The organism is Cytobacillus sp. EB106-05-05-XG126 (genome assembly GCF_058791715.1).
Genome location: NZ_JBYTDU010000012.1, coordinates 1 through 19,668, shown reverse-complemented (window position 1 = coordinate 19,668; position 19,668 = coordinate 1). Strand labels below are relative to the sequence as shown.

General features: G+C 44.4%; 20 protein-coding genes. All 20 read left to right on the top strand.

The annotated features are described in order from the left end of the window. Nucleotides 1-228: 228 nt before the first annotated feature. The 20 genes from AC3WTL_RS20970 to ftsZ all read left to right on the top strand — a co-directional run bounded on the left by AC3WTL_RS20970 (nucleotide 229) and on the right by ftsZ (nucleotide 19,514). Complete coding sequence (locus AC3WTL_RS20970) at nucleotides 229-753, top strand: sigma-70 family RNA polymerase sigma factor (RefSeq protein ID WP_492369980.1); 525 nt, start codon at nucleotides 229-231, stop codon at nucleotides 751-753. Next, nucleotides 746-1,741 (top strand): anti-sigma factor, encoded by a 996-nt coding sequence (locus tag AC3WTL_RS20965; RefSeq protein ID WP_492369979.1) that lies wholly within the window; start codon nucleotides 746-748, stop codon nucleotides 1,739-1,741. Before AC3WTL_RS20970 ends, AC3WTL_RS20965 begins: the two co-directional genes overlap by 8 nt. Before the next feature lie 176 nt (nucleotides 1,742-1,917). Then, nucleotides 1,918-3,159, top strand: coding sequence for a serine hydroxymethyltransferase (glyA, locus tag AC3WTL_RS20960; protein ID WP_197217584.1), 1,242 nt, complete (start codon nucleotides 1,918-1,920; stop codon nucleotides 3,157-3,159). A 154-nt stretch (nucleotides 3,160-3,313) separates the two neighbouring features. Next, nucleotides 3,314-3,943 carry a uracil phosphoribosyltransferase gene (gene upp / locus AC3WTL_RS20955; protein ID WP_035327952.1) on the top strand — a complete coding sequence of 210 codons (630 nt, stop codon included), beginning with the start codon at nucleotides 3,314-3,316 and terminating at the stop codon, nucleotides 3,941-3,943. A 63-nt stretch (nucleotides 3,944-4,006) separates the two neighbouring features. Beyond that, nucleotides 4,007-5,158 (top strand): non-hydrolyzing UDP-N-acetylglucosamine 2-epimerase, encoded by a 1,152-nt coding sequence (gene wecB, locus AC3WTL_RS20950; protein ID WP_492369978.1) that lies wholly within the window; start codon nucleotides 4,007-4,009, stop codon nucleotides 5,156-5,158. A 478-nt stretch (nucleotides 5,159-5,636) separates the two neighbouring features. Then, complete coding sequence (locus AC3WTL_RS20945) at nucleotides 5,637-6,233, top strand: hypothetical protein (RefSeq protein WP_159344343.1); 597 nt, start codon at nucleotides 5,637-5,639, stop codon at nucleotides 6,231-6,233. Nucleotides 6,234-6,321: 88 nt separating this feature from the next. Continuing rightward, nucleotides 6,322-6,561, top strand: coding sequence for a hypothetical protein (locus AC3WTL_RS20940; RefSeq protein ID WP_222499241.1), 240 nt, complete (start codon nucleotides 6,322-6,324; stop codon nucleotides 6,559-6,561). A gap of 166 nt (nucleotides 6,562-6,727) precedes the next feature. After that, a complete protein-coding gene (locus tag AC3WTL_RS20935) occupies nucleotides 6,728-8,017 on the top strand; it encodes a serine hydrolase (protein WP_492369977.1) in 1,290 nt (429 codons plus the stop codon). Between the two features lie 77 nt (nucleotides 8,018-8,094). Then, entirely contained in the window at nucleotides 8,095-10,362 is a 2,268-nt protein-coding gene (locus AC3WTL_RS20930; protein WP_492369976.1) for a S8 family serine peptidase, read from the top strand. Nucleotides 10,363-10,656: 294 nt separating this feature from the next. Further along, a complete protein-coding gene (locus AC3WTL_RS20925; protein ID WP_135149312.1) occupies nucleotides 10,657-10,878 on the top strand; it encodes an AtpZ/AtpI family protein in 222 nt (73 codons plus the stop codon). Nucleotides 10,879-10,883: 5 nt separating this feature from the next. Then, nucleotides 10,884-11,258, top strand: a complete 375-nt coding sequence (locus AC3WTL_RS20920) for an ATP synthase subunit I (protein WP_197217595.1) — start codon at nucleotides 10,884-10,886, stop codon at nucleotides 11,256-11,258. 21 nt (nucleotides 11,259-11,279) lie between these two features. Then, the gene (gene atpB, locus AC3WTL_RS20915; RefSeq protein WP_048007942.1) at nucleotides 11,280-11,993 is read left to right on the top strand and encodes a F0F1 ATP synthase subunit A; all 714 of its coding nucleotides are present in this window, start codon (nucleotides 11,280-11,282) and stop codon (nucleotides 11,991-11,993) included. Nucleotides 11,994-12,068: 75 nt separating this feature from the next. Continuing rightward, a complete protein-coding gene (gene atpE, locus AC3WTL_RS20910; protein ID WP_009332220.1) occupies nucleotides 12,069-12,281 on the top strand; it encodes a F0F1 ATP synthase subunit C in 213 nt (70 codons plus the stop codon). Nucleotides 12,282-12,430: 149 nt separating this feature from the next. Beyond that, nucleotides 12,431-12,952 carry a F0F1 ATP synthase subunit B gene (locus AC3WTL_RS20905; protein WP_048007943.1) on the top strand — a complete coding sequence of 174 codons (522 nt, stop codon included), beginning with the start codon at nucleotides 12,431-12,433 and terminating at the stop codon, nucleotides 12,950-12,952. Further along, nucleotides 12,949-13,485, top strand: coding sequence for a F0F1 ATP synthase subunit delta (locus AC3WTL_RS20900; RefSeq protein WP_035327929.1), 537 nt, complete (start codon nucleotides 12,949-12,951; stop codon nucleotides 13,483-13,485). The genes AC3WTL_RS20905 and AC3WTL_RS20900 overlap by 4 nt, the downstream gene beginning before the upstream one ends. A gap of 24 nt (nucleotides 13,486-13,509) precedes the next feature. Continuing rightward, nucleotides 13,510-15,018 carry a F0F1 ATP synthase subunit alpha gene (gene atpA, locus AC3WTL_RS20895; RefSeq protein ID WP_035327926.1) on the top strand — a complete coding sequence of 503 codons (1,509 nt, stop codon included), beginning with the start codon at nucleotides 13,510-13,512 and terminating at the stop codon, nucleotides 15,016-15,018. Between the two features lie 212 nt (nucleotides 15,019-15,230). Further along, nucleotides 15,231-16,088 carry a F0F1 ATP synthase subunit gamma gene (locus AC3WTL_RS20890; RefSeq protein WP_048007944.1) on the top strand — a complete coding sequence of 286 codons (858 nt, stop codon included), beginning with the start codon at nucleotides 15,231-15,233 and terminating at the stop codon, nucleotides 16,086-16,088. 195 nt (nucleotides 16,089-16,283) lie between these two features. Continuing rightward, complete coding sequence (gene atpD, locus AC3WTL_RS20885; protein WP_048007945.1) at nucleotides 16,284-17,705, top strand: F0F1 ATP synthase subunit beta; 1,422 nt, start codon at nucleotides 16,284-16,286, stop codon at nucleotides 17,703-17,705. 22 nt (nucleotides 17,706-17,727) lie between these two features. Continuing rightward, a complete protein-coding gene (locus tag AC3WTL_RS20880) occupies nucleotides 17,728-18,135 on the top strand; it encodes a F0F1 ATP synthase subunit epsilon (RefSeq protein WP_035327916.1) in 408 nt (135 codons plus the stop codon). A gap of 212 nt (nucleotides 18,136-18,347) precedes the next feature. Continuing rightward, nucleotides 18,348-19,514 (top strand): cell division protein FtsZ, encoded by a 1,167-nt coding sequence (gene ftsZ, locus AC3WTL_RS20875; RefSeq protein ID WP_048007946.1) that lies wholly within the window; start codon nucleotides 18,348-18,350, stop codon nucleotides 19,512-19,514. Nucleotides 19,515-19,668: the final 154 nt, after the last annotated feature.

Here is a 19,668-nt window from a genome sequence, read left to right as displayed (position 1 = left end):
ACGTAGAAATCGAGGATTCAGAGTCTGAAGTCAGGTCAACTTCGGACAGAGAAAGCAGAAATCGCTGATACTGAGTCCGAACCCATCATGCCATTTGGGTGACAGGCACCTATACCACTTAAGCAAACTGGTATAGGTGCCTGTCACTTTTTTTATATAACGTGTAACATTCAAGAAGGAAGAACGTGTATATAGTGCAGCTTTTAGTGAGAAAGGGGGGAGAAGCCGTTGAAGGAGAGCAGGCGGGATCGGCTGGATGATTTATATCGTCATTATGCCAGACCGCTGTATTACTATTTATATAAGATGTCAGGCTCTAAAGAAACAGCTGAAGATCTAACGCAGGAAACATTTATTAAGGCAACGGTTTCTCTCTCATTCTACAAACAGGAAGATGTAAGGGCATGGCTTTTTAAGGTAGCCAGGAATGCTTATTTGGATGAATGGCGGAAACGGCAAAGGAGAAATAAGATTCCTTTTGCCGGCTATTTATTTTCAAAGGGAGAAATGACCAGCCCTTACGGAATGCCTGAGGATTCAGCACTAAAGAAAGAATCGAATGAAAAAGTCGCAGACCTAATAAGCTGTCTGCCGGAACATTACCGTTCTATTTTATATTTAAGAGAATTTGAGTCTTTTAGCTATAGTGAGATCCGGGAAACATTGGATCTATCAGAAAAGGTGACACTGCATCGGGCCCGGAAAAAGCTTGCTCAGCTTGCCGATGAACAATGGAGGGAAGAACATGACTGACTGGAACAAAGACCGCGAAAAGAAAATCATGGCTAAATACCGGTTTACCTTAACATTCAGAGTGGTTAAAGTGCTCGCTGCCTGCTTGTTTCTCTTCTGGGCATATATGATGGCCGTAAATATACTTTCAGACGCTGCCAATAGTGAAAGAAAGCATGCTTTTTACAGTAAGGTGGCACTGGATTGGAAGCACCCAAACATGCATGAGGATTTCGGAGGCATGATGAATAAAGAAGTAACGCCATTTCTGACACAGAAAATATCCTATCCGATCGCACGGAAAATTGGCCAGGAGTATCAGACAATTGGAGAGGTGAAGGTTGAGAAAAGGCTATTAAATTCATATTCCACCTTGAGTATTCAGAAATTTCAGCCGCAAAATGAAAGCATTTACCGTTTTTCCCTGCCTGAAAATCCGAATAGCGGAAAAAGGCTGGCAGCTGAAGGGGAACCTGCGGTCTGGACTTCTCTTGAAAAAATACACGAGGGGACAGTGGCGGAACTGGCATTTTCCACCCAGTCATTCATGAAGCCGGAAGAACTGCTGGAGCTTTTAAAGCCATATGACCTGGAAGTCCTTTGGATGCCGCTCTATACAGGAGAACTGAAAGAATTTAAGACAGGTTACGGCAGCGGAGGAAACTCAATTGAATTAACTTCCATTTATGGTTTGGCCGGAGGAAGGAAAGCAGGCGATGATTATATGTCTGAATCGAAATTAGCCCTTAATGAGGAATTTATGGATGAAAATAAAAAGGTGATGCTGAAACAGATGGAGGGTCTCTTAAAAAATGAATCTCAAAGCTATTATGAGAACTTCCTCGGTCTTGACCATCTGAAAGAACGTCATCAATACCTGAAGAAAAATGGATTCATTGTCTATGGAGCAGTGGTTACCGGCCCGGTAAAAGAACTATTAAAGCTTAAAAAAGAAAAACAAATCCGTGCTCCATACCTTGGGGAGAAGGATTATTGGAACTGGGATTAAAAGGATGGTGACAGGTACCCATACCAATCTGCCAAACTGGTATAGGTACCTGTCGCTTTTTAAGAAAACATGCTAAAATAGAAAAGAATTTTCACAAAAAGATCGATACATAAAAATGGAGAGCCCTAGAAGGCTTTCCTTTATTAAAAGTGTGTTGGAGAAAAGGGAGGATTCTTATGAAGCATTTAGCACAGCAGGATGAGCAGGTTTTCAAGTCGATTCAAGAAGAATTAGGACGTCAGAGAACAAAGATTGAATTAATCGCTTCTGAAAACTTTGTCAGTGAAGCGGTAATGGAAGCACAGGGTTCTGTTTTAACAAACAAGTATGCTGAAGGCTATCCGGGCCGCCGCTATTATGGCGGATGTGAGCATGTGGATGTAGTCGAAGATTTAGCCCGTGACCGTGCGAAAGAAATTTTCGGTGCAGAGCATGTGAATGTACAGCCGCATTCAGGTGCACAGGCAAACATGGCCGTATACTTCACTGTTTTAGAGCAGGGAGATACTGTTCTTGGTATGAATCTCTCACATGGCGGACATTTAACGCACGGCAGCCCTGTTAACTTCAGCGGCGTGCAGTACAATTTCGTCGAATATGGTGTGGATAAAGAAACACATCGCATCGATTATGAAGATGTTCTTGAAAAAGCCCGCACATCTAAGCCGAAATTAATTGTAGCGGGCGCAAGTGCCTATCCGCGTGAAATTGACTTCAAGCGTTTCCGTGAAATTGCGGATGAAGTCGGTGCCATGCTGATGGTTGATATGGCTCATATTGCAGGCCTTGTAGCTGCTGGGCTTCATCAGAATCCGGTTCCGTTCGCAGACTTTGTTACAACGACTACTCATAAGACATTGCGCGGACCGCGCGGCGGCATGATTCTCTGCAAAGAAGAATATGCGAAGAAAATTGATAAATCCATTTTCCCTGGAATCCAGGGCGGTCCTTTAATGCACGTCATTGCGGCAAAAGCGGTTGCCTTCGGCGAAGCACTTCAGGATGATTTCAAAACCTATGCAGGCAATATCATTTCGAATGCCAAAAAGCTGGCTGAAGCATTGCAGGCTGAAGGAATTGATCTTGTATCACAGGGTACAGACAACCATTTGCTGCTGGTTGATCTCCGCTCCCTTGGCCTAACAGGGAAAGTAGCTGAGAAAGTCCTTGATGAGGTCGGCATTACAGTCAACAAAAACACGATTCCTTTCGATCCGGAAAGCCCATTTGTCACAAGCGGCATCCGTATCGGTACAGCGGCTGTTACATCCCGCGGATTTGGTGAAAAGGAAATGAAGGAAATTGCATCCATCATTGCCTTCACACTTAAAAATCACGAAGATGAAGGGAAGCTTCAAGAAGCGGCTCAGCGCGTAGAAGCCCTAACAGGCAGCTTCACTTTATATCCAGAACATTAATCAATCAGCCGGTCTCAGCTTGAGGCCGGTTTTTCTATGTAATAATGACTTTTCTTTTACAAATACGAATCATAGTTGCCGATGGAATTGTTTTTCTGTAAAATTAGACGAAGTGTGGTTCGACTAATCTGCATAATGAAAAGGAGAGATAATCATGGCAAAGGTTTACGTTTTTGACCATCCATTAATTCAGCATAAGCTTACATACATTCGTGAAAAGAGTACGGGAACAAAGGAATTCCGCGAGCTTGTCGATGAAGTGGCAACATTGATGGCATTCGAAATTACCCGCGATATGCCTTTAGAAGAAATCACAATTGATACACCAGTCAGCACGATGAAGTCCAATGTGCTTGCAGGTAAAAAGATAGGGATCATTCCAATTCTGCGTGCGGGAATTGGAATGGTTGACGGCATCCTGAAGCTGATTCCAGCTGCAAAAGTGGGCCATATCGGTTTGTACCGTGACCCGGAAACCCTGCAGCCGGTTGAATACTATGTGAAGCTTCCAAGTGATGTTGAAGAAAGAGATTTCATCGTAGTTGACCCTATGCTTGCAACGGGCGGCTCTGCGGTTGAAGCCATCCATTCTCTTAAAAAGCGCGGAGGCAAAAACATTAAATTCATGTGCCTGATTGCAGCTCCTGAAGGCGTAGAAGCTGTGAAGGAAGCTCACCCTGACGTTGACATCTACATTGCAGCATTAGACGAAAAATTGAACGAAAAAGGCTATATCGTCCCTGGTTTGGGCGATGCAGGCGACCGTTTATTCGGAACGAAATAATATCAGCAGCAGCGAACAGACAAAAAGATTGAAAATATCTTTTCATAAAGGAAGGTGCTCTGAATGAATCGTCCGATTAAAGTAATGACGATTTTCGGGACAAGGCCTGAAGCCATTAAAATGGCCCCTCTTGTTCTTGAACTTCAAAAATACCCTGAGCATTTTGAATCGATTGTGACCGTGACGGCACAGCATCGCGAAATGCTTGATCAGGTATTAAATATATTTAAGGTCACACCCAAATATGACCTGAATATCATGAAAGACCGCCAGACACTGGTGGATGTGACTACACGCGGACTTGAGGGCCTTGATAAGATCATGAAGGAAGTAAAGCCGGATATCGTGCTTGTGCACGGTGATACCACTACAACGTTTATTGCAAGCCTTGCCGCTTTCTATAATCAGATTGTCGTCGGCCATGTGGAAGCGGGACTGCGCACATGGAATAAATACTCTCCATTCCCTGAGGAAATGAATCGGCAGCTAACAGGTGTCATGGCTGATCTGCACTTCTCGCCAACATCGAAGTCAGCTGAAAACCTCTTAAATGAGAATAAAAAGACCGACAGTATATTCATCACTGGAAACACGGCAATAGATGCGCTTAAAACAACGGTTAAAGATACGTATCATCATGAAGTCCTTGAGAAAATCGGCGATGACCGCCTTGTATTACTAACTGCACACCGCCGTGAAAATCTGGGTGAGCCGATGCGGAACATGTTCAAGGCTATTAAAAGGCTGGTGGAAGAACAGAAAGATATACAAGTCGTATATCCCGTTCATATGAACCCTGCTGTACGGGAGATCGCATCAGAAATCCTTGGCAGCAATAGCCGCATTCATCTGATTGAGCCGCTTGACGTTATTGATTTCCATAACTTTGCTTCAAGAGCTCATCTGATTCTGACCGATTCAGGCGGAGTTCAGGAAGAAGCACCATCACTTGGTGTGCCTGTCCTTGTTCTTCGTGATACAACGGAAAGGCCTGAAGGAATTGAAGCCGGTACCCTTAAGCTTGCCGGCATTGAGGAACAGCCAATTTACGAACTGGCAATGGAACTTCTGACTGATGGGGCAGCTTATGAAAAAATGGCTAAATCTGTAAACCCATATGGAGACGGAAATGCTTCCAGGAGAATTTGCGATGCTATCCGCTACCATTTTAAACAGACGAATGATCGGCCGGAAGAATATAAACCGCAAAACTAATAGAAATGCACCTCTCTTAAGTCGAGGTGCATTTTTCTGTTCTATTTTCAAAAAGGGGAGGGGAGAAGCGGGCCTCATTACCTGAAAAACAACATGGTTGATATGTTGGTGGTTGGATGGTTGAAATTGAACAGAGAAATCTATTTTATTTTTATGTTAAAAGTCTCTTTCCCCGTAAAGCTGGAAAAGTTATGATAGAGTATAGAAGAAACAGAAAGCAGATATAAACAGAAATAGTAAGCGGTTAACAGGTTGATGGTTGGATGGTTGTTTCCAAAATGTTGATATATCCACGTTTCCAAAGAGTTTAGAGTGATCAAATGACGTACTCATGGTTAAAGAAATGGCGGTAGAAATGACATCATTAACCGCAGAAAATGACCATGGTGGTTTTGTTGGCGGTTAGGTGGTTAGTCATGGGTAATGCCCGGCAGGAGCTGGGTGATCGGCAAGATACCAAGAAAGGTGCTGAAGGACGTTGGCAAATCAGTATTTGACAATGAAGGAGCTTAAAGAGGCACTTCCGGACATACCTGAGAATAGCTTAAAGCGTTATTTGCAGGAACATGCAGAATACATAAATTATCGGAAGGAACATAATCGCTATAAAATCCAGGCTTCCGAAATTGAAAAGCTTAAATTTATCCGGAAATTATATTCAGATGGGCTTAAAAAAGAGGAAGTTACAGCAAAGCTTGAGGATGCAGGAATTCCGGTTATCATTACTGTGGAGGATGAGGAAGAAAGCAGCTCCACCTCGCTTGTGAATGTGAATTCCGAACTGACAGATATGAAAAAGCTTGTCAGCTTCCTTGTTCAGCAAAACGAGCAGTCTCGTCTTACCCAAAATAAAATAAGGGAACAAAACAAACAGCTGATACATGAGGTGCACGAGCTGAAACTCACAATTGAAGATTTAAGAAATGCCCATGCACAAGGCTATGAAAAAGAGAGCGAAAAAGTTACTTCCCTCTATGAAAAACTGATGGCGACACAAAAGTCTGTAGAAGAAGTAGCCGGTGCATTAGAGGCTGAAAAAAGCAAAAGCATCTGGCAGAAGATATTTGGAAAGTAAAGGAATGCCCGAATTGCAAAATTAACGTTTAGACTGCTGTCTGCGGGGTATTGGCATAATGATTTTATATACCCGGGAGGTCGAATAAATGAGAGCATTAGCCATTTTAGAAGGAGCATTGATTGTCTGGATCATCATGCTTGTGGGTTCATTAATGGGAACCTTCATGTCTGAAGGTTTTATCGCCCTGGTATTTAAGCTGGCAGAAGGAAAAGGAATTCTGCTTACAGTATTACTGATAGCCGCGACTATAGCGGATATGTGGAGAGATAAAAAGCGGGACCATTTAATTCAAAAAGGAAAACTGGAACCGAATCAGCTGTTTTAATACATAAAGGGAGAAAGCCATCATTCATTTGATGGCTTTTTTTATAATCTTAAAGCACTATTTTCTGAAAATACTAAAAACTATATTGATAATCAATTGGAAGATAGATAGAATTAATTATACAGAATATTGTATATTGGTCAGTTTTTTAAAAGGAGATGAAGATTTGAAAAGGTTAAGGCTATTGTTAATCGTATTCACATTAGTTTTAAGTTCTGCAGCTTTTTCTGGAAATTTCGTGAATGCCAAGGAACGGTCCGGACAAAAATTAAGTCAAGCCCATCCGCAAAAGGCGGGCTTTGATCCGGAGAAATTGAAGGGTATTGATAAAGCCGTTACAGAGGCTATTGCGGATGGTGTTACACCTGGTGCAGTCGTTCTTGTAGCCAAGGATGGGAAGATTGTCAAAGAGGAAGCGTACGGATATGCACAAAAGTATGATATGGGGGAATTACTCGAGAACCCCAGAAAAATGAAAAAGAAAACAATGTTCGACCTTGCTTCCGTTACGAAGGTAATGGGAGCAACCCAGGGCATTATGAAACTTGTCAATGATGGGGAACTCTCAGTAAATGACAGGGTATCTGATTTTATTCCAGAGTTTGCCCAGCATGGGAAACAGGATATTACAGTAGCTGACCTTCTGACACACACCTCTGGTTTAACTCCCTGGAAGCCGACATACCTTTACGCGGATAATTCTGAAGAGGTGCTGAATTATATAAACAAGCTGCCACTTGAATATCCCACAGGAACGGACAGAAGATATAGCGATTTTAGCTTTATGATGCTGGGTTTTTTGATTGAAGAGATCAGTGGACAGAAATTGGATAAGTACTTAGAAGAAAATATTTATAAGCCCTTAAAAATGCATGATACGATGTTTACTCCACCGGACCATTTCAAGAAAAAGATTGCAGCTACCTCATGGGGAAATCCTTATGAGTATAAAATGATTGATGACCCTAATTTCGGGTACTATGTTGAAGAAAGCCCGGACATGTTCAAATACTGGAGAAATTACACCTTAGTCGGAGAAGTTAATGATGGGAATAGCTTTTATGGAAATAAAGGGGTTGCAGGCCATGCCGGTTTATTTTCGACAGCAAGGGACCTTGCCGTATTGGGCCAGACCATGTTAAATGGCGGAACATATGGGAAAACAAAAATGTATGATCAAGAAGTGATTGATACCTTTACCTCTCCTCAGCGCTTTGGCCAGGGATATGGCTGGGAGCTGGATAAAAGCTGGTATATGGGAGATCGCTATTCTGAAAAAGCTTTTGGCCATACTGGTTTTACTGGAACACAGGTTATTATCGATCCAGAGGAAAACCTTCAGATTATCCTGCTGACAAATAAACAAAACAATGGCCCTTTACCAAGCGGATCATACCGGAGCACAGGCGCTCTTTCCAAAGAAGTGGCCAATATTGTTTATGAATCCTTGAACTAGCCGTAATATTATATAGATTTACGCATACAAGGCATCTATTCAGCCCACCCTAAAACAAAAAGAGGGTGGGTTTTCTAATGAAAAAATTCTTACTGTCCATAACAGTCTTATCCTTGTTTTGGAGTCAAACTCCCGTTTCAGCACGGACACTTTCACACCCGCCTATACCGGAAGAGTCACCTGATATAGAAAAAGTGGCCATTGTAGTACTGAAGGATCCAAAAAATGAACAGGAAATAAAACAAATGATAGAACAAAATCCTGATCTGCAAATCAGGCATACATTCAATCAGGCATTAAACGGCTTTTCAGTCAAAGGAAAGCCATCAGCACTGCTAAGCCTGAAAAGAATAGAGTCAGTCTCTGCTGTTTCACCGGTTAATACCTATCATGTTCATTCCAATGACAATATTAAGCTGATTGGCGGCCTGAATGCCAGAGGCTATTATGATGAAAATAATCAGCGCCTTACAGGCAAGGGTGTGAAAGTAGGCGTGATCGACACCGGCATTGATTATAATCATCCTGACCTGCGGCGAAGCTATGGCGGCGGTCGCGATTTGGTGGATAATGATAGAGATCCGATGGAAACAAAGGCTTCCGGGGGACAAGGCACACTGCACGGCACTCATGTCGCGGGCATCATTGCGGCAAATGGCAGGATCCAGGGGGTCGCACCTGAAGCAACCATCATCGCCTACAGGGCTCTTGGACCAGGCGGAAGCGGAACAACAGAACAGGTGATTGCGGCCATCGAACAGGCCATAAAGGATAAAGTGGATGTGTTAAACCTTTCATTGGGAAATAACGTAAACGGGCCTGACCTTCCGATAAGCATGGCCCTGAATAAAGCAGTTGAAAAGGGAATAACGGCTGTCACTTCATCAGGCAATTCGGGACCGAATATTTGGACGGTCGGTTCTCCGGGAACAGCGTCGAAGGCTATTTCTGTCGGAGCCTCTACACCAACAATAAAGGTGCCATTTTTAAGCATAAACGGACGTGAAATCCGCCTTGATCTGCTGCAGGGTTCAAAGGAATGGGAATTTGACCGTTCCTATGAAATGATTGATGGAGGACTTGGACATCCGGATCAATTGAAGAATGCCGAAGGAAAAATAGTACTAATAGAAAGAGGGGAATTGACGTTTACAGATAAAGCTTTCCATGCCATGGAAGCAGGAGCAGAGGGTATCATTATCTATAACAATACAAAAGGCAGGTTCTTCGGAAATTTGGACAGCGAGGTTCCCATTCCGGCAGCGGCGCTTTCAAAGCAAGAAGGAGAGGAGCTCAAGAAGCTCATGAAGGAAGGAAGGCTCCTTGCCCGGACTTATATAATAGAAGAAAGGGACATACTGGCTGACTTTAGCTCACGCGGACCTGTTACATCCACTTGGGAAATTAAACCGGATGTCGTGGCACCGGGAGTCGCCATAAATAGCACCATTCCCGGCGGCTACCTGCCGCTTCAGGGAACAAGCATGGCCGCTCCGCATGTAGCAGGTGCTTGTGCGATCCTCAAACAGGCTCACCCCGACTGGGGTCCGGAACAAATCAAGGCGGCACTTATGAATACTGCTAAACTTATTAAGAACGCGGATGGACAAACATATAGAACGTATGAGCAGGGGGCCGGCAGGATACAGCTTGATCAGGCGCTGACAGCAGAAACGCTTGTCTTCCCGGCATCCATGCAATTCGGAAAATTTCAGATCGCAGACAGGCTGCATGACCACAGCAGTTTCATAACGGTTGAAAATATAAGTGAAAAAACGCAGTCTTATTCCTTTTCCGTACCCTATAAGGAGCAGGGCATCAATTGGGAAATGCCTATGACGATTCAATTGAACCCGGGTGAAAAGAAAAAGGTCGAAATAAAAATGTCAGCTGATCCGACCCTTTTACAGAAAAAGATCCATGACGGGTACCTTCTATTGAAAGCAGGTGCAGAGAGTATTCATATTCCATACCTCTATGTGCTTGAAGAGCCTGATTACCCAAGGGTGATGGGATTCGGAATCGGCAAAGGAGATAAGCCAGCCACGTATCGCTATGAGGTGTATCTGCCTGGCGGGGCGGAAGAATTCGGAATTGCGATGTTTGATTCGGAAAGTCTCCGGTTCATGGGATTTCTGGATTGGAAAAGAAATACCGGCAAGGGGCAGCTGCTGCAGGAAATCCCTGCTGAAAAGCTGCCCGGTCCTGGGCTGTACCTGGCAAAAGTGTTTGCCAAAAAGGCCGGAAGGGAAGACTGGATCGAAACTTATCTATTTGTGAGACCGGATGGCCAGCTGGGGGACCCGGAGCCTTCAGCAGAATCAGAAGAGAGTACAAGTAAGTAGAAATAAAGCGTTTTCAGGAGCGATGCAGAGTCTCGCTCCTTTTTCAATAGAAATTCAAAAATTAAATGTGATAAATATGTGAACATACCATATTTTTACCTTTTTGTTTGTGAACTTTTTCACTCCAAACGCATTGACATTGACAAAGCCCTATTGTATGCTTACAAAGGGTAAAAGATGATAGGGTTTTCAAAATATTTTTGCAGACATATTTCCCACTTCTGCATGATGTTTATATGTTTATTTACGGCCTCAAACCCTCTTACCATTCTCTTTAAGGGAGGATGCGTTTTTATGCGTCAAAAAGACCGCAACCCATTTAAGGCGATGGCCTTAATGTCCGCCATTCTTTCCCAGTTAGTAGGTTCCACGCTCATTGGCATTTTTGCTGGAAGATGGCTCGACACCAAGGCAGGAACTGAGCCTTTATTCCTTTTAATCGGCTTGTTCATTGGGCTGGGCGCCGGGATTTACGCCATGCTTCGCCTAATCCAACATTTTTTCACAGGAGAATGAACATCATGCCGGAAATCAAAGCAACTTTTCAGAGACAGCGAAATTACATATTCCTTTTGTTGTCTGTATATGTTCTCGGCTGGGGTTTTACACCTTATCAATCTATTTTTCTTGGCTTGATCTTTGGTACAAGCTTAAGTCTGTTCAATTTGTGGCTTATTTCACGGAAGGCGCTGCAATTTGGAGAGGCGGTCGAGAGAGGCGAGAAGGTGCGTTCACTTGGAACGGTATCCAGGATGGCTACAGCAGTATTTGCTGTCATGATCGCTCTGGAATATCCTGAAAAGATGCATCTGATCAGTGTGGTATTTGGATTAATGACATCCTATATTGTCATTATGATAGATTATTTTCTTCAATCTTTTCATTTACGTAAATAGCGGGAAGAGAGGTGAACACTATTGCATCATGAAGCTCCTATAGTGGACTTTTTAGGATTGAATTTTAACTTATCAAACGTACTGATGATTACAGTGGCAAGTGCTATTGTCTTCATTATTGCTTTGCTTTCAACCCGTCGATTGGCCATGAAACCAACGGGGATGCAAAACTTCTTCGAATGGGTTATGGATTTTGTTAAGAATATCATTAACAGTACGATGGACTGGAAGACAGGCGGAAGATTCCATATCCTTGGATTAACCCTGATCATGTATATTTTTGTTTCAAACATGCTCGGACTTCCGTTTGCGATCACTTATGATCACACTTTATGGTGGAAATCGCCAACAGCCGATCCTGTTATCACCTTAACATTAGCGGCAATGGTAGTCGGGCTTTCGCATTACTATGGCGTAAAGCTTAAAGGAGTAGGAGAATACGGCCGGGATTTTATCAGGCCAATGCCTTTCTTGTTCCCATTGAAAATCATTGAAGAGTTTGCAAACACTCTGACATTGGGACTTCGTCTCTACGGTAACATCTACGCGGGTGAAATCCTGCTGACGTTGCTAGTCGGAGGACTCGCACATGCCGGTATAGGCGGAATGCTTGCCGCAGTTATACCAACACTCGTATGGCAGGGATTCTCAATCTTTGTCGGATCTATCCAGGCATTCATTTTCTGTATGTTAACAATGGTTTATATGGCACACAAAGTGAGCCAGGACCATTAATATATACCTGTTCATTTTATGGACAAAACATTTTAAACAAATAAATTTTCATACAATTTAAGGAGGAACTCAATAATGGGTCTTTTAGCAGCAGCAATTGCAATCGGTTTAGCAGCACTAGGTGCCGGTATCGGTAACGGTCTTATCGTATCAAAAACAGTTGAAGGTATGGCTCGCCAGCCAGAAGCTCGCGGTATGCTTCAAACTACAATGTTCATCGGGGTAGCACTAGTTGAGGCCGTTCCGATCATTGGCGTTGTTATCGCGTTCATGGTTATCGGCGGTTAATTAATACTGTACCAATCGTTCAAAAATGGCGAAGATCATTCCATGAACCTTCGCCATTCCTTTATGTCTTTTTACCGTAAACTAATTCGGAATCATGCATATGACTCCGTTTCATAAGTGGAACAACTCTTGAAGGGAGTGAATCGAGGGTGTTAACAAACAGTCTAGTATTAGGCGCTGCAGGCGGCGGTTTTAACGGCGGGGACATTTTGTTCCAGCTGGTCATGTTCATTATCTTGTTGGCATTGCTGAAAAAATTCGCGTGGGGTCCGTTAATGGGCATTATGCAGCAGCGTGAAGAGCACATTGCCGGTGAAATTCAAGCGGCTGAAGAAAGCCGTACAGAAGCAAAGAAACTTTTAGAAGAGCAAAGAAATCTTTTAAAAGAAGCGCGTACAGAAGCACAGGGCCTTATTGAAAATGCGAAGAAACAAGGCGATGTGCAGCGTGAGGAGATCGTTGCGGCTGCCCGCACTGAGTCTGAGCGCATTAAGGAATCTGCAAAGCTTGAAATCGAGCAGCAGAAAGAACAGGCGGTTGCCGCTATCCGCGAGCAGGTCGCTTCATTGTCTGTCCTAATTGCTTCCAAGGTTATCGAGAAGGAACTAAGTGCAGCTGATCAGGAAAAGCTGATCAATGAATACATTCAAGAGGCAGGAGAAAAGCGATGACGGGCTCCACAGTAGCAAAGCGCTACGCGTTGGCTCTTTTCCAGCTTGCGAATGAACACCAGCTTCTTGACCAAATGGAAGAAGAGCTTCGTGCAGTGAAAGAAGTAGTAAACCATAACTCAGATTTAAAGTCTGTTTTGAAATCTCCAAAGCTTTCAATTGAGAAGAAAAAAGAGATTTTAAAAGAAGCATTTGCATCTGTGAACACGTTTGTACTAAACACGTTAATGATATTAATTGAACGCCACCGTGAGGATCATATCTCTGATGTGGCAGATCATTTTATAAGCCTTGCGAATGACAAAAAAGGAATCGCGGATGCAAAAGTATACACTGTCCGTCCGCTATCTGAAGCAGAGAAGGAAGCATTGTCTGTGTCATTTGCAGCTAAGGTTGGGAAAAAATCACTTCGTATTGACAATATAGTTGATACTAACTTGCTCGGCGGCATCAAGCTTCGAATCGGAAACCGGATTTTCGACGGCAGCTTGCGCGGGAAGCTAGAGCGTCTTGAACGTCAATTGTTAGGCTAAGATTCGTAGATAGGGGTGAAACTCATGAGCATCAATGCTGAAGAAATCAGTGCGCTGATAAAAAAGCAAATCGAAAACTATCAGTCGGAAATTCAAGTGAGTGATGTAGGTACGGTTATCTCTGTTGGTGACGGTATCGCTCGTGCTCATGGCCTCGACAATGTCATGGCTGGAGAACTTGTTGAATTTTCAAACGGCGTTATGGGTATGGCACAAAACCTTGAAGAAAATAACGTCGGTATTATCATTTTAGGACCATTTACAGAAATCCGTGAAGGCGATGAAGTACGCCGTACGGGCCGCATCATGGAGGTACCGGTTGGTGAAGAACTAATCGGCCGCGTCGTAAACCCTCTAGGACAGCCAGTAGATGGCATGGGACCAATTAACACAACAAAATCACGTCCGATTGAAAGCCCGGCACCAGGTGTTATGGATCGTAAATCCGTACACGAGCCGCTTCAAACAGGAATCAAGGCGATTGACGCACTTGTTCCAATCGGCCGCGGACAGCGTGAGTTAATCATCGGTGACCGTCAAACAGGTAAAACATCCGTTGCAATCGATACAATCCTGAACCAAAAAGACCAGGATATGGTATGTATCTATGTGGCAATCGGACAAAAAGAATCTACAGTTCGTAATGCAGTAGAAACACTTCGTAAGCAAGGTGCGCTTGATTACACAATCGTTGTAACAGCATCTGCATCACAGCCTGCTCCAATGCTATACCTGGCTCCTTACGCTGGTGTAACAATGGGTGAAGAGTTCATGTACAACGGCAAGCACGTTCTTGTTGTGTATGATGACTTAACAAAGCAAGCTTCTGCTTACCGTGAGCTTTCATTGCTATTGCGCCGTCCTCCAGGCCGTGAAGCATATCCAGGGGACGTATTCTACTTGCACAGCCGTTTATTAGAGCGCGCTGCGAAGCTAAGCGATGCGAAAGGTGCAGGTTCAATCACTGCGCTTCCATTTATCGAAACACAAGCAGGAGATGTTTCTGCTTACATTCCGACAAACGTTATCTCAATCACTGACGGACAAATTTTCCTTCAGTCTGACCTATTCTTCTCCGGTGTACGTCCGGCGATCAACGCAGGTCTTTCTGTATCACGTGTAGGTGGATCTGCACAGATCAAAGCAATGAAAAAGGTTGCAGGTACACTGCGTCTTGACCTTGCTTCATACCGTGAACTTGAATCATTTGCCCAGTTCGGTTCTGACCTTGATAAAGCAACACAGGCTAAACTTAACCGTGGTGCCCGTACAGTAGAGGTTCTAAAGCAGGATCTTAACAAGCCGTTAAAAGTTGAGAAGCAGGTTGCAATCCTTTACGCTCTAACTCGCGGCTTCTTAGATGACATTCCTGTACAGGATATTCGTCGTTTCGAATCTGAATTCCTTTCATGGTTAGACCATAACCGCAAAGATTTGTTAGACCATATCGTGACTACAAAAGAACTTCCTTCTGATGACGATATGGCATCTGCGATTAACGACTTTAAGAAAACTTTCGCAGTATCCGAATAATGGAGATTGCCTGGATGGGGAAGTGCTCCCCATCTAAGCAGCTCAATTCGGTTCTGACAAACAATAAAAAGCGGAAGCGCCTTGGTCAGCCCCGACAAGCATAAGACGAGCCCTGCAGGAAGGTGTTCCTTACTTCCGGAAGGGATTGGCTTATGACCTCGAGGGGCTAGGCGCTGCAGCTGGCCTAATCTGAATAAGGGTGGTGAGAACCTGTGGCATCATTACGCGATATAAAAAATCGTATAACTTCTACGAAGAAAACGAGTCAAATTACAAAAGCAATGCAGATGGTATCGGCTGCGAAAATGAATAAGGCGGAAATGAATGCAAGGTCATTCGTGCCTTATATGGAGAAGATCCAGGAAGTTACGGCAAGCATCGCTTTGGGAAGCAAAGATGTCTCACATCCAATGCTGACCAGCCGCCCAGTCAAGAAAACTGGTTACCTCGTAATCACTTCTGACCGCGGACTTGCGGGAGCTTATAACAGTAACGTTTTGCGAAATGTCTACCAGACAATTCAAAAGCGCCATAAATCACCGGATGAGTATGCAATCATTGCAGTTGGACGTGTGGGCCGTGACTTTTTCAGAAAGCGCAATATGAACGTCATTCTGGATATTGTTGCTGTTGCGGACCAGCCTGCATTTGCTGAAATCAAGGATATTGCCAGCAAAACAGTTGGCATGTTCGCTGATGAGACATTTGATGAATTATATATGTACTACAGCCATTATGTCAGCGCGATTCAACAGGATGTAACAGAGAAGAAGCTTCTTCCGCTTACGGATATCTCCAGCTCGAAAAAGCTTACATCTTATGAGTTTGAACCTTCCGCTGAAGAAATTTTAAAAGTATTGCTGCCTCAATACGCTGAAAGCTTAATCTACGGAGCGCTTTTAGACAGTAAGGCAAGTGAACATGCTGCAAGGATGACAGCGATGCAGAATGCAACGGATAACGCTAAAGAGCTTATCAACTCGTTAAGCCTAAGCTACAACCGTGCACGTCAGGCAGCCATCACGCAGGAAATTACCGAAATCGTCGGCGGAGCAGCCGCGTTAGAATAAAAACGAAAAGCGGAAGCGCCTCGGTCAGGCCCGACAAGCATAAGACGAGCCCTTTTGGAAGGTGTTCTTTCCTTCCGGAAGGGATTGGCTTATGACCTCGAGGGGCTAGGCGCTGGAGCTAGACACAAACGAAATGCGGAGAACGGGTGCTGCCTGTACTCTCCCATTACGTGAAATGAAAGAGGAGGGAAAAAGATGAACAAAGGACGCGTTCTTCAAGTTATGGGTCCGGTTGTTGACGTAAAGTTCGAAAGCGGCCAGCTTCCTGAGATCTATAATGCATTGACTGTTACAAACCCAGCGCGTAACGAATCTGAAGTTGACATCAACTTAACCCTTGAAGTTGCCCTTCATTTAGGTGATGATACAGTCCGCACCATCGCAATGTCTTCTACTGACGGCTTACAGCGCGGAAGTGAAGTTGTTGACTCGGGTGCTCCTATCTCTGTACCAGTAGGTGATGTAACACTTGGACGTGTATTTAACGTGCTTGGTGAATCAATCGACTTAGATCCTGCAATCGCTGCAGATGCCCGTCGTGATTCTATCCACAGAGAGGCTCCTAAGTTTGAGCAGCTTTCTACTGAAGTAGAAATCCTTGAAACTGGAATTAAGGTAGTAGACCTTCTTGCTCCATACATTAAAGGTGGTAAGATCGGTCTATTCGGTGGTGCCGGTGTAGGTAAAACCGTTTTAATCCAGGAATTGATCAATAACATCGCTCAGGAGCACGGCGGTATTTCCGTATTCGCCGGTGTTGGAGAGCGTACGCGTGAAGGTAATGACCTTTATCATGAAATGACGGATTCAGGCGTTATCAAGAAAACAGCGATGGTATTCGGCCAGATGAACGAGCCGCCGGGAGCGCGTATGCGTGTTGCCCTGACTGGTTTGACTATGGCAGAATTCTTCCGTGATGACCAGGGACAGGACGTTCTTTTCTTCATGGATAACATCTTCCGTTTCACACAGGCAGGTTCAGAGGTTTCAGCCCTATTAGGCCGTATGCCATCTGCCGTTGGTTACCAGCCGACACTTGCCACTGAAATGGGTAAATTACAGGAACGTATCACATCTACTAACGTAGGTTCTGTTACGTCCATCCAGGCGATTTACGTACCAGCCGATGACTATACGGATCCGGCTCCGGCTACAACTTTCGCCCACTTAGATGCAACAACTAACCTTGAGCGTAAGCTTTCTGAGATGGGTATCTACCCTGCGGTGGATCCACTTGCTTCCACTTCCCGTGCATTGTCACCGGAAATCGTTGGCGAAGAGCACTACTCAGTTGCACGCCAAGTACAGCAGACATTACAGCGTTACAGAGAACTTCAGGATATCATTGCGATCCTTGGTATGGATGAGCTTTCTGATGAAGACAAGCTAATCGTAGCACGTGCGCGCCGTATCCAGTTCTTCTTATCTCAAAACTTCCACGTTGCTGAGCAGTTTACTGGCCAGCCAGGTTCATACGTACCTGTTAAAGAAACAGTTAAAGGCTTCAAAGATATTCTTGAAGGCAAGTACGACCACCTGCCAGAAGATGCATTCCGACTTGTCGGCCGAATCGAAGAAGTAATCGAGAGTGCAAAGAAAATGGGCGTAGAGGTCTAATTCTGGACCAGGAGGGTAAAAAATGAAGACGATTAAAGTCAGTGTTGTTACTCCCGATGGCCCGGTGTATGAATCAGATGTGGAAATGGTAAGCACAAAAGCTCAAAGCGGTGAGCTTGGAATTTTACCTGGACACATTCCAATGGTTGCACCGTTACAAATTGGAGCCGTTCGTTTAAAAAACGGCGGAAAAACTGATTTCGTCGCAGTAAGCGGCGGATTCCTTGAAGTCCGTCCGGAGCAGGTAACGATTTTAGCGCAATCTGCTGAACAGGCAGATGAAATTGATGTAGAGCGTGCCGTTCGCGCCAAGCAGCGTGCTGAACAGCGCCTGAATGAGCAGAAGCGTGAAAACATTGATTTCCGCCGTGCAGAGCTTGCACTACAGCGTGCGATCAACCGTATCGAAGTTTCGGAAAGAAAGTTCTAATAACAATTCACAACACCTCCTGGCCTAGCTGGGGGGTGTTTTTGTTTCAGAAATATTTACCACCCAAATTTTAAGAAAATTTCCCCAAAAAAGAGATAAATCACTCGAATTCTTTTATATAGGCCTTTACAATAGAAGAGAGTAAACCTTTAAGGTTACTCTCTTTTTTAAAGCTATCATGCAAGTCTATTTGAATAAAAGGAGGAGCCGCAATGCTGGAGTTTGATACAAATATAGACCAATACGCTACGATCAAAGTCATCGGAGTCGGCGGCGGGGGGAATAACGCTGTAAATCGGATGATCGAACATGGAGTTGAGGGAGTAGAGTTTATCGCTGTCAATACAGATGGACAAGCTCTAAATCAATCAAAGGCAGAAGTAACCATGCAAATCGGTGCAGCCTTAACAAGGGGCCTGGGTGCTGGGGCTAATCCTGAAGTGGGCAGAAAAGCAGCTGAGGAAAGTGAAAGCCAGCTTCGTGAAGTGCTGAAGGGTGCTGACATGGTATTCGTTACTGCCGGAATGGGCGGCGGAACCGGAACAGGTGCTGCTCCTGCTATTGCACGCATTGCACGTGAAGTGGGTGCACTGACCATTGGTGTCGTAACCCGCCCTTTCAAATTTGAAGGACGCAAGCGTGCAGCCAATGCTGATGCAGGCATCGAAGCCATGAAAAAAGCTGTGGATACGCTAATTATTATTCCAAATGATCGCTTATTGGAGATTATTGATAAGAAAACACCTATGCTTGAAGCGTTTATGGAAGCTGATAATGTTCTTCGCCAGGGCGTTCAAGGCATTTCAGACCTGATTGCCGTTCCGGGTTTAATCAATCTTGATTTTGCCGATGTCAAAACAGTAATGTCCCATAAAGGAACAGCACTGATGGGGATTGGAATTGCCACTGGGGAGGACCGTGCGGCAGAAGCAGCCCGTAAAGCCATTTCAAGCCCGCTGCTTGAAACGTCCATTAACGGAGCCCGCGGCGTTATCATGAACATTACAGGCGGAGCAAATATCAGCTTATATGAAGTGCAGGAGGCTGCAGATATTGTTGCTTCTGCTTCAGATGAAGAAGTGAATATGATTTTTGGTTCAGTCATTAATGATTCCTTAAAGGAAGAAATTCTTGTTACGGTTATCGCTACCGGCTTCAATGAACAAGAGGAGTTAAGGGCGAAACCGAGTACAAGACCATCTGTAGAAAAAGAATATGAACATACATATCATTATGCAGAAGAACCAAGCAATCGCCGGCCGGTCAGAGAGCCCCGGGAATATCGGGAACCGGTGCAGGATAACTATCGTGTGCAGGCTGACCCGCAGGAAGAGTCACTTGATACACCGGCGTTCCTTAGAAACCGCAGAAGACGCTAATGATAGAAACAGGCTGCCACAAAGAGGGCAGCCTGTTTTTTTAGGTGAATTTTATCGCAGTCTAACGGGCAGTAAGCCCCCCACTTCAAGACTCAGAGGAATCAAAGGAGGATAAGTGGGGGTCAAACTGCCCAATCTAGCTGCGGCTCCTAGG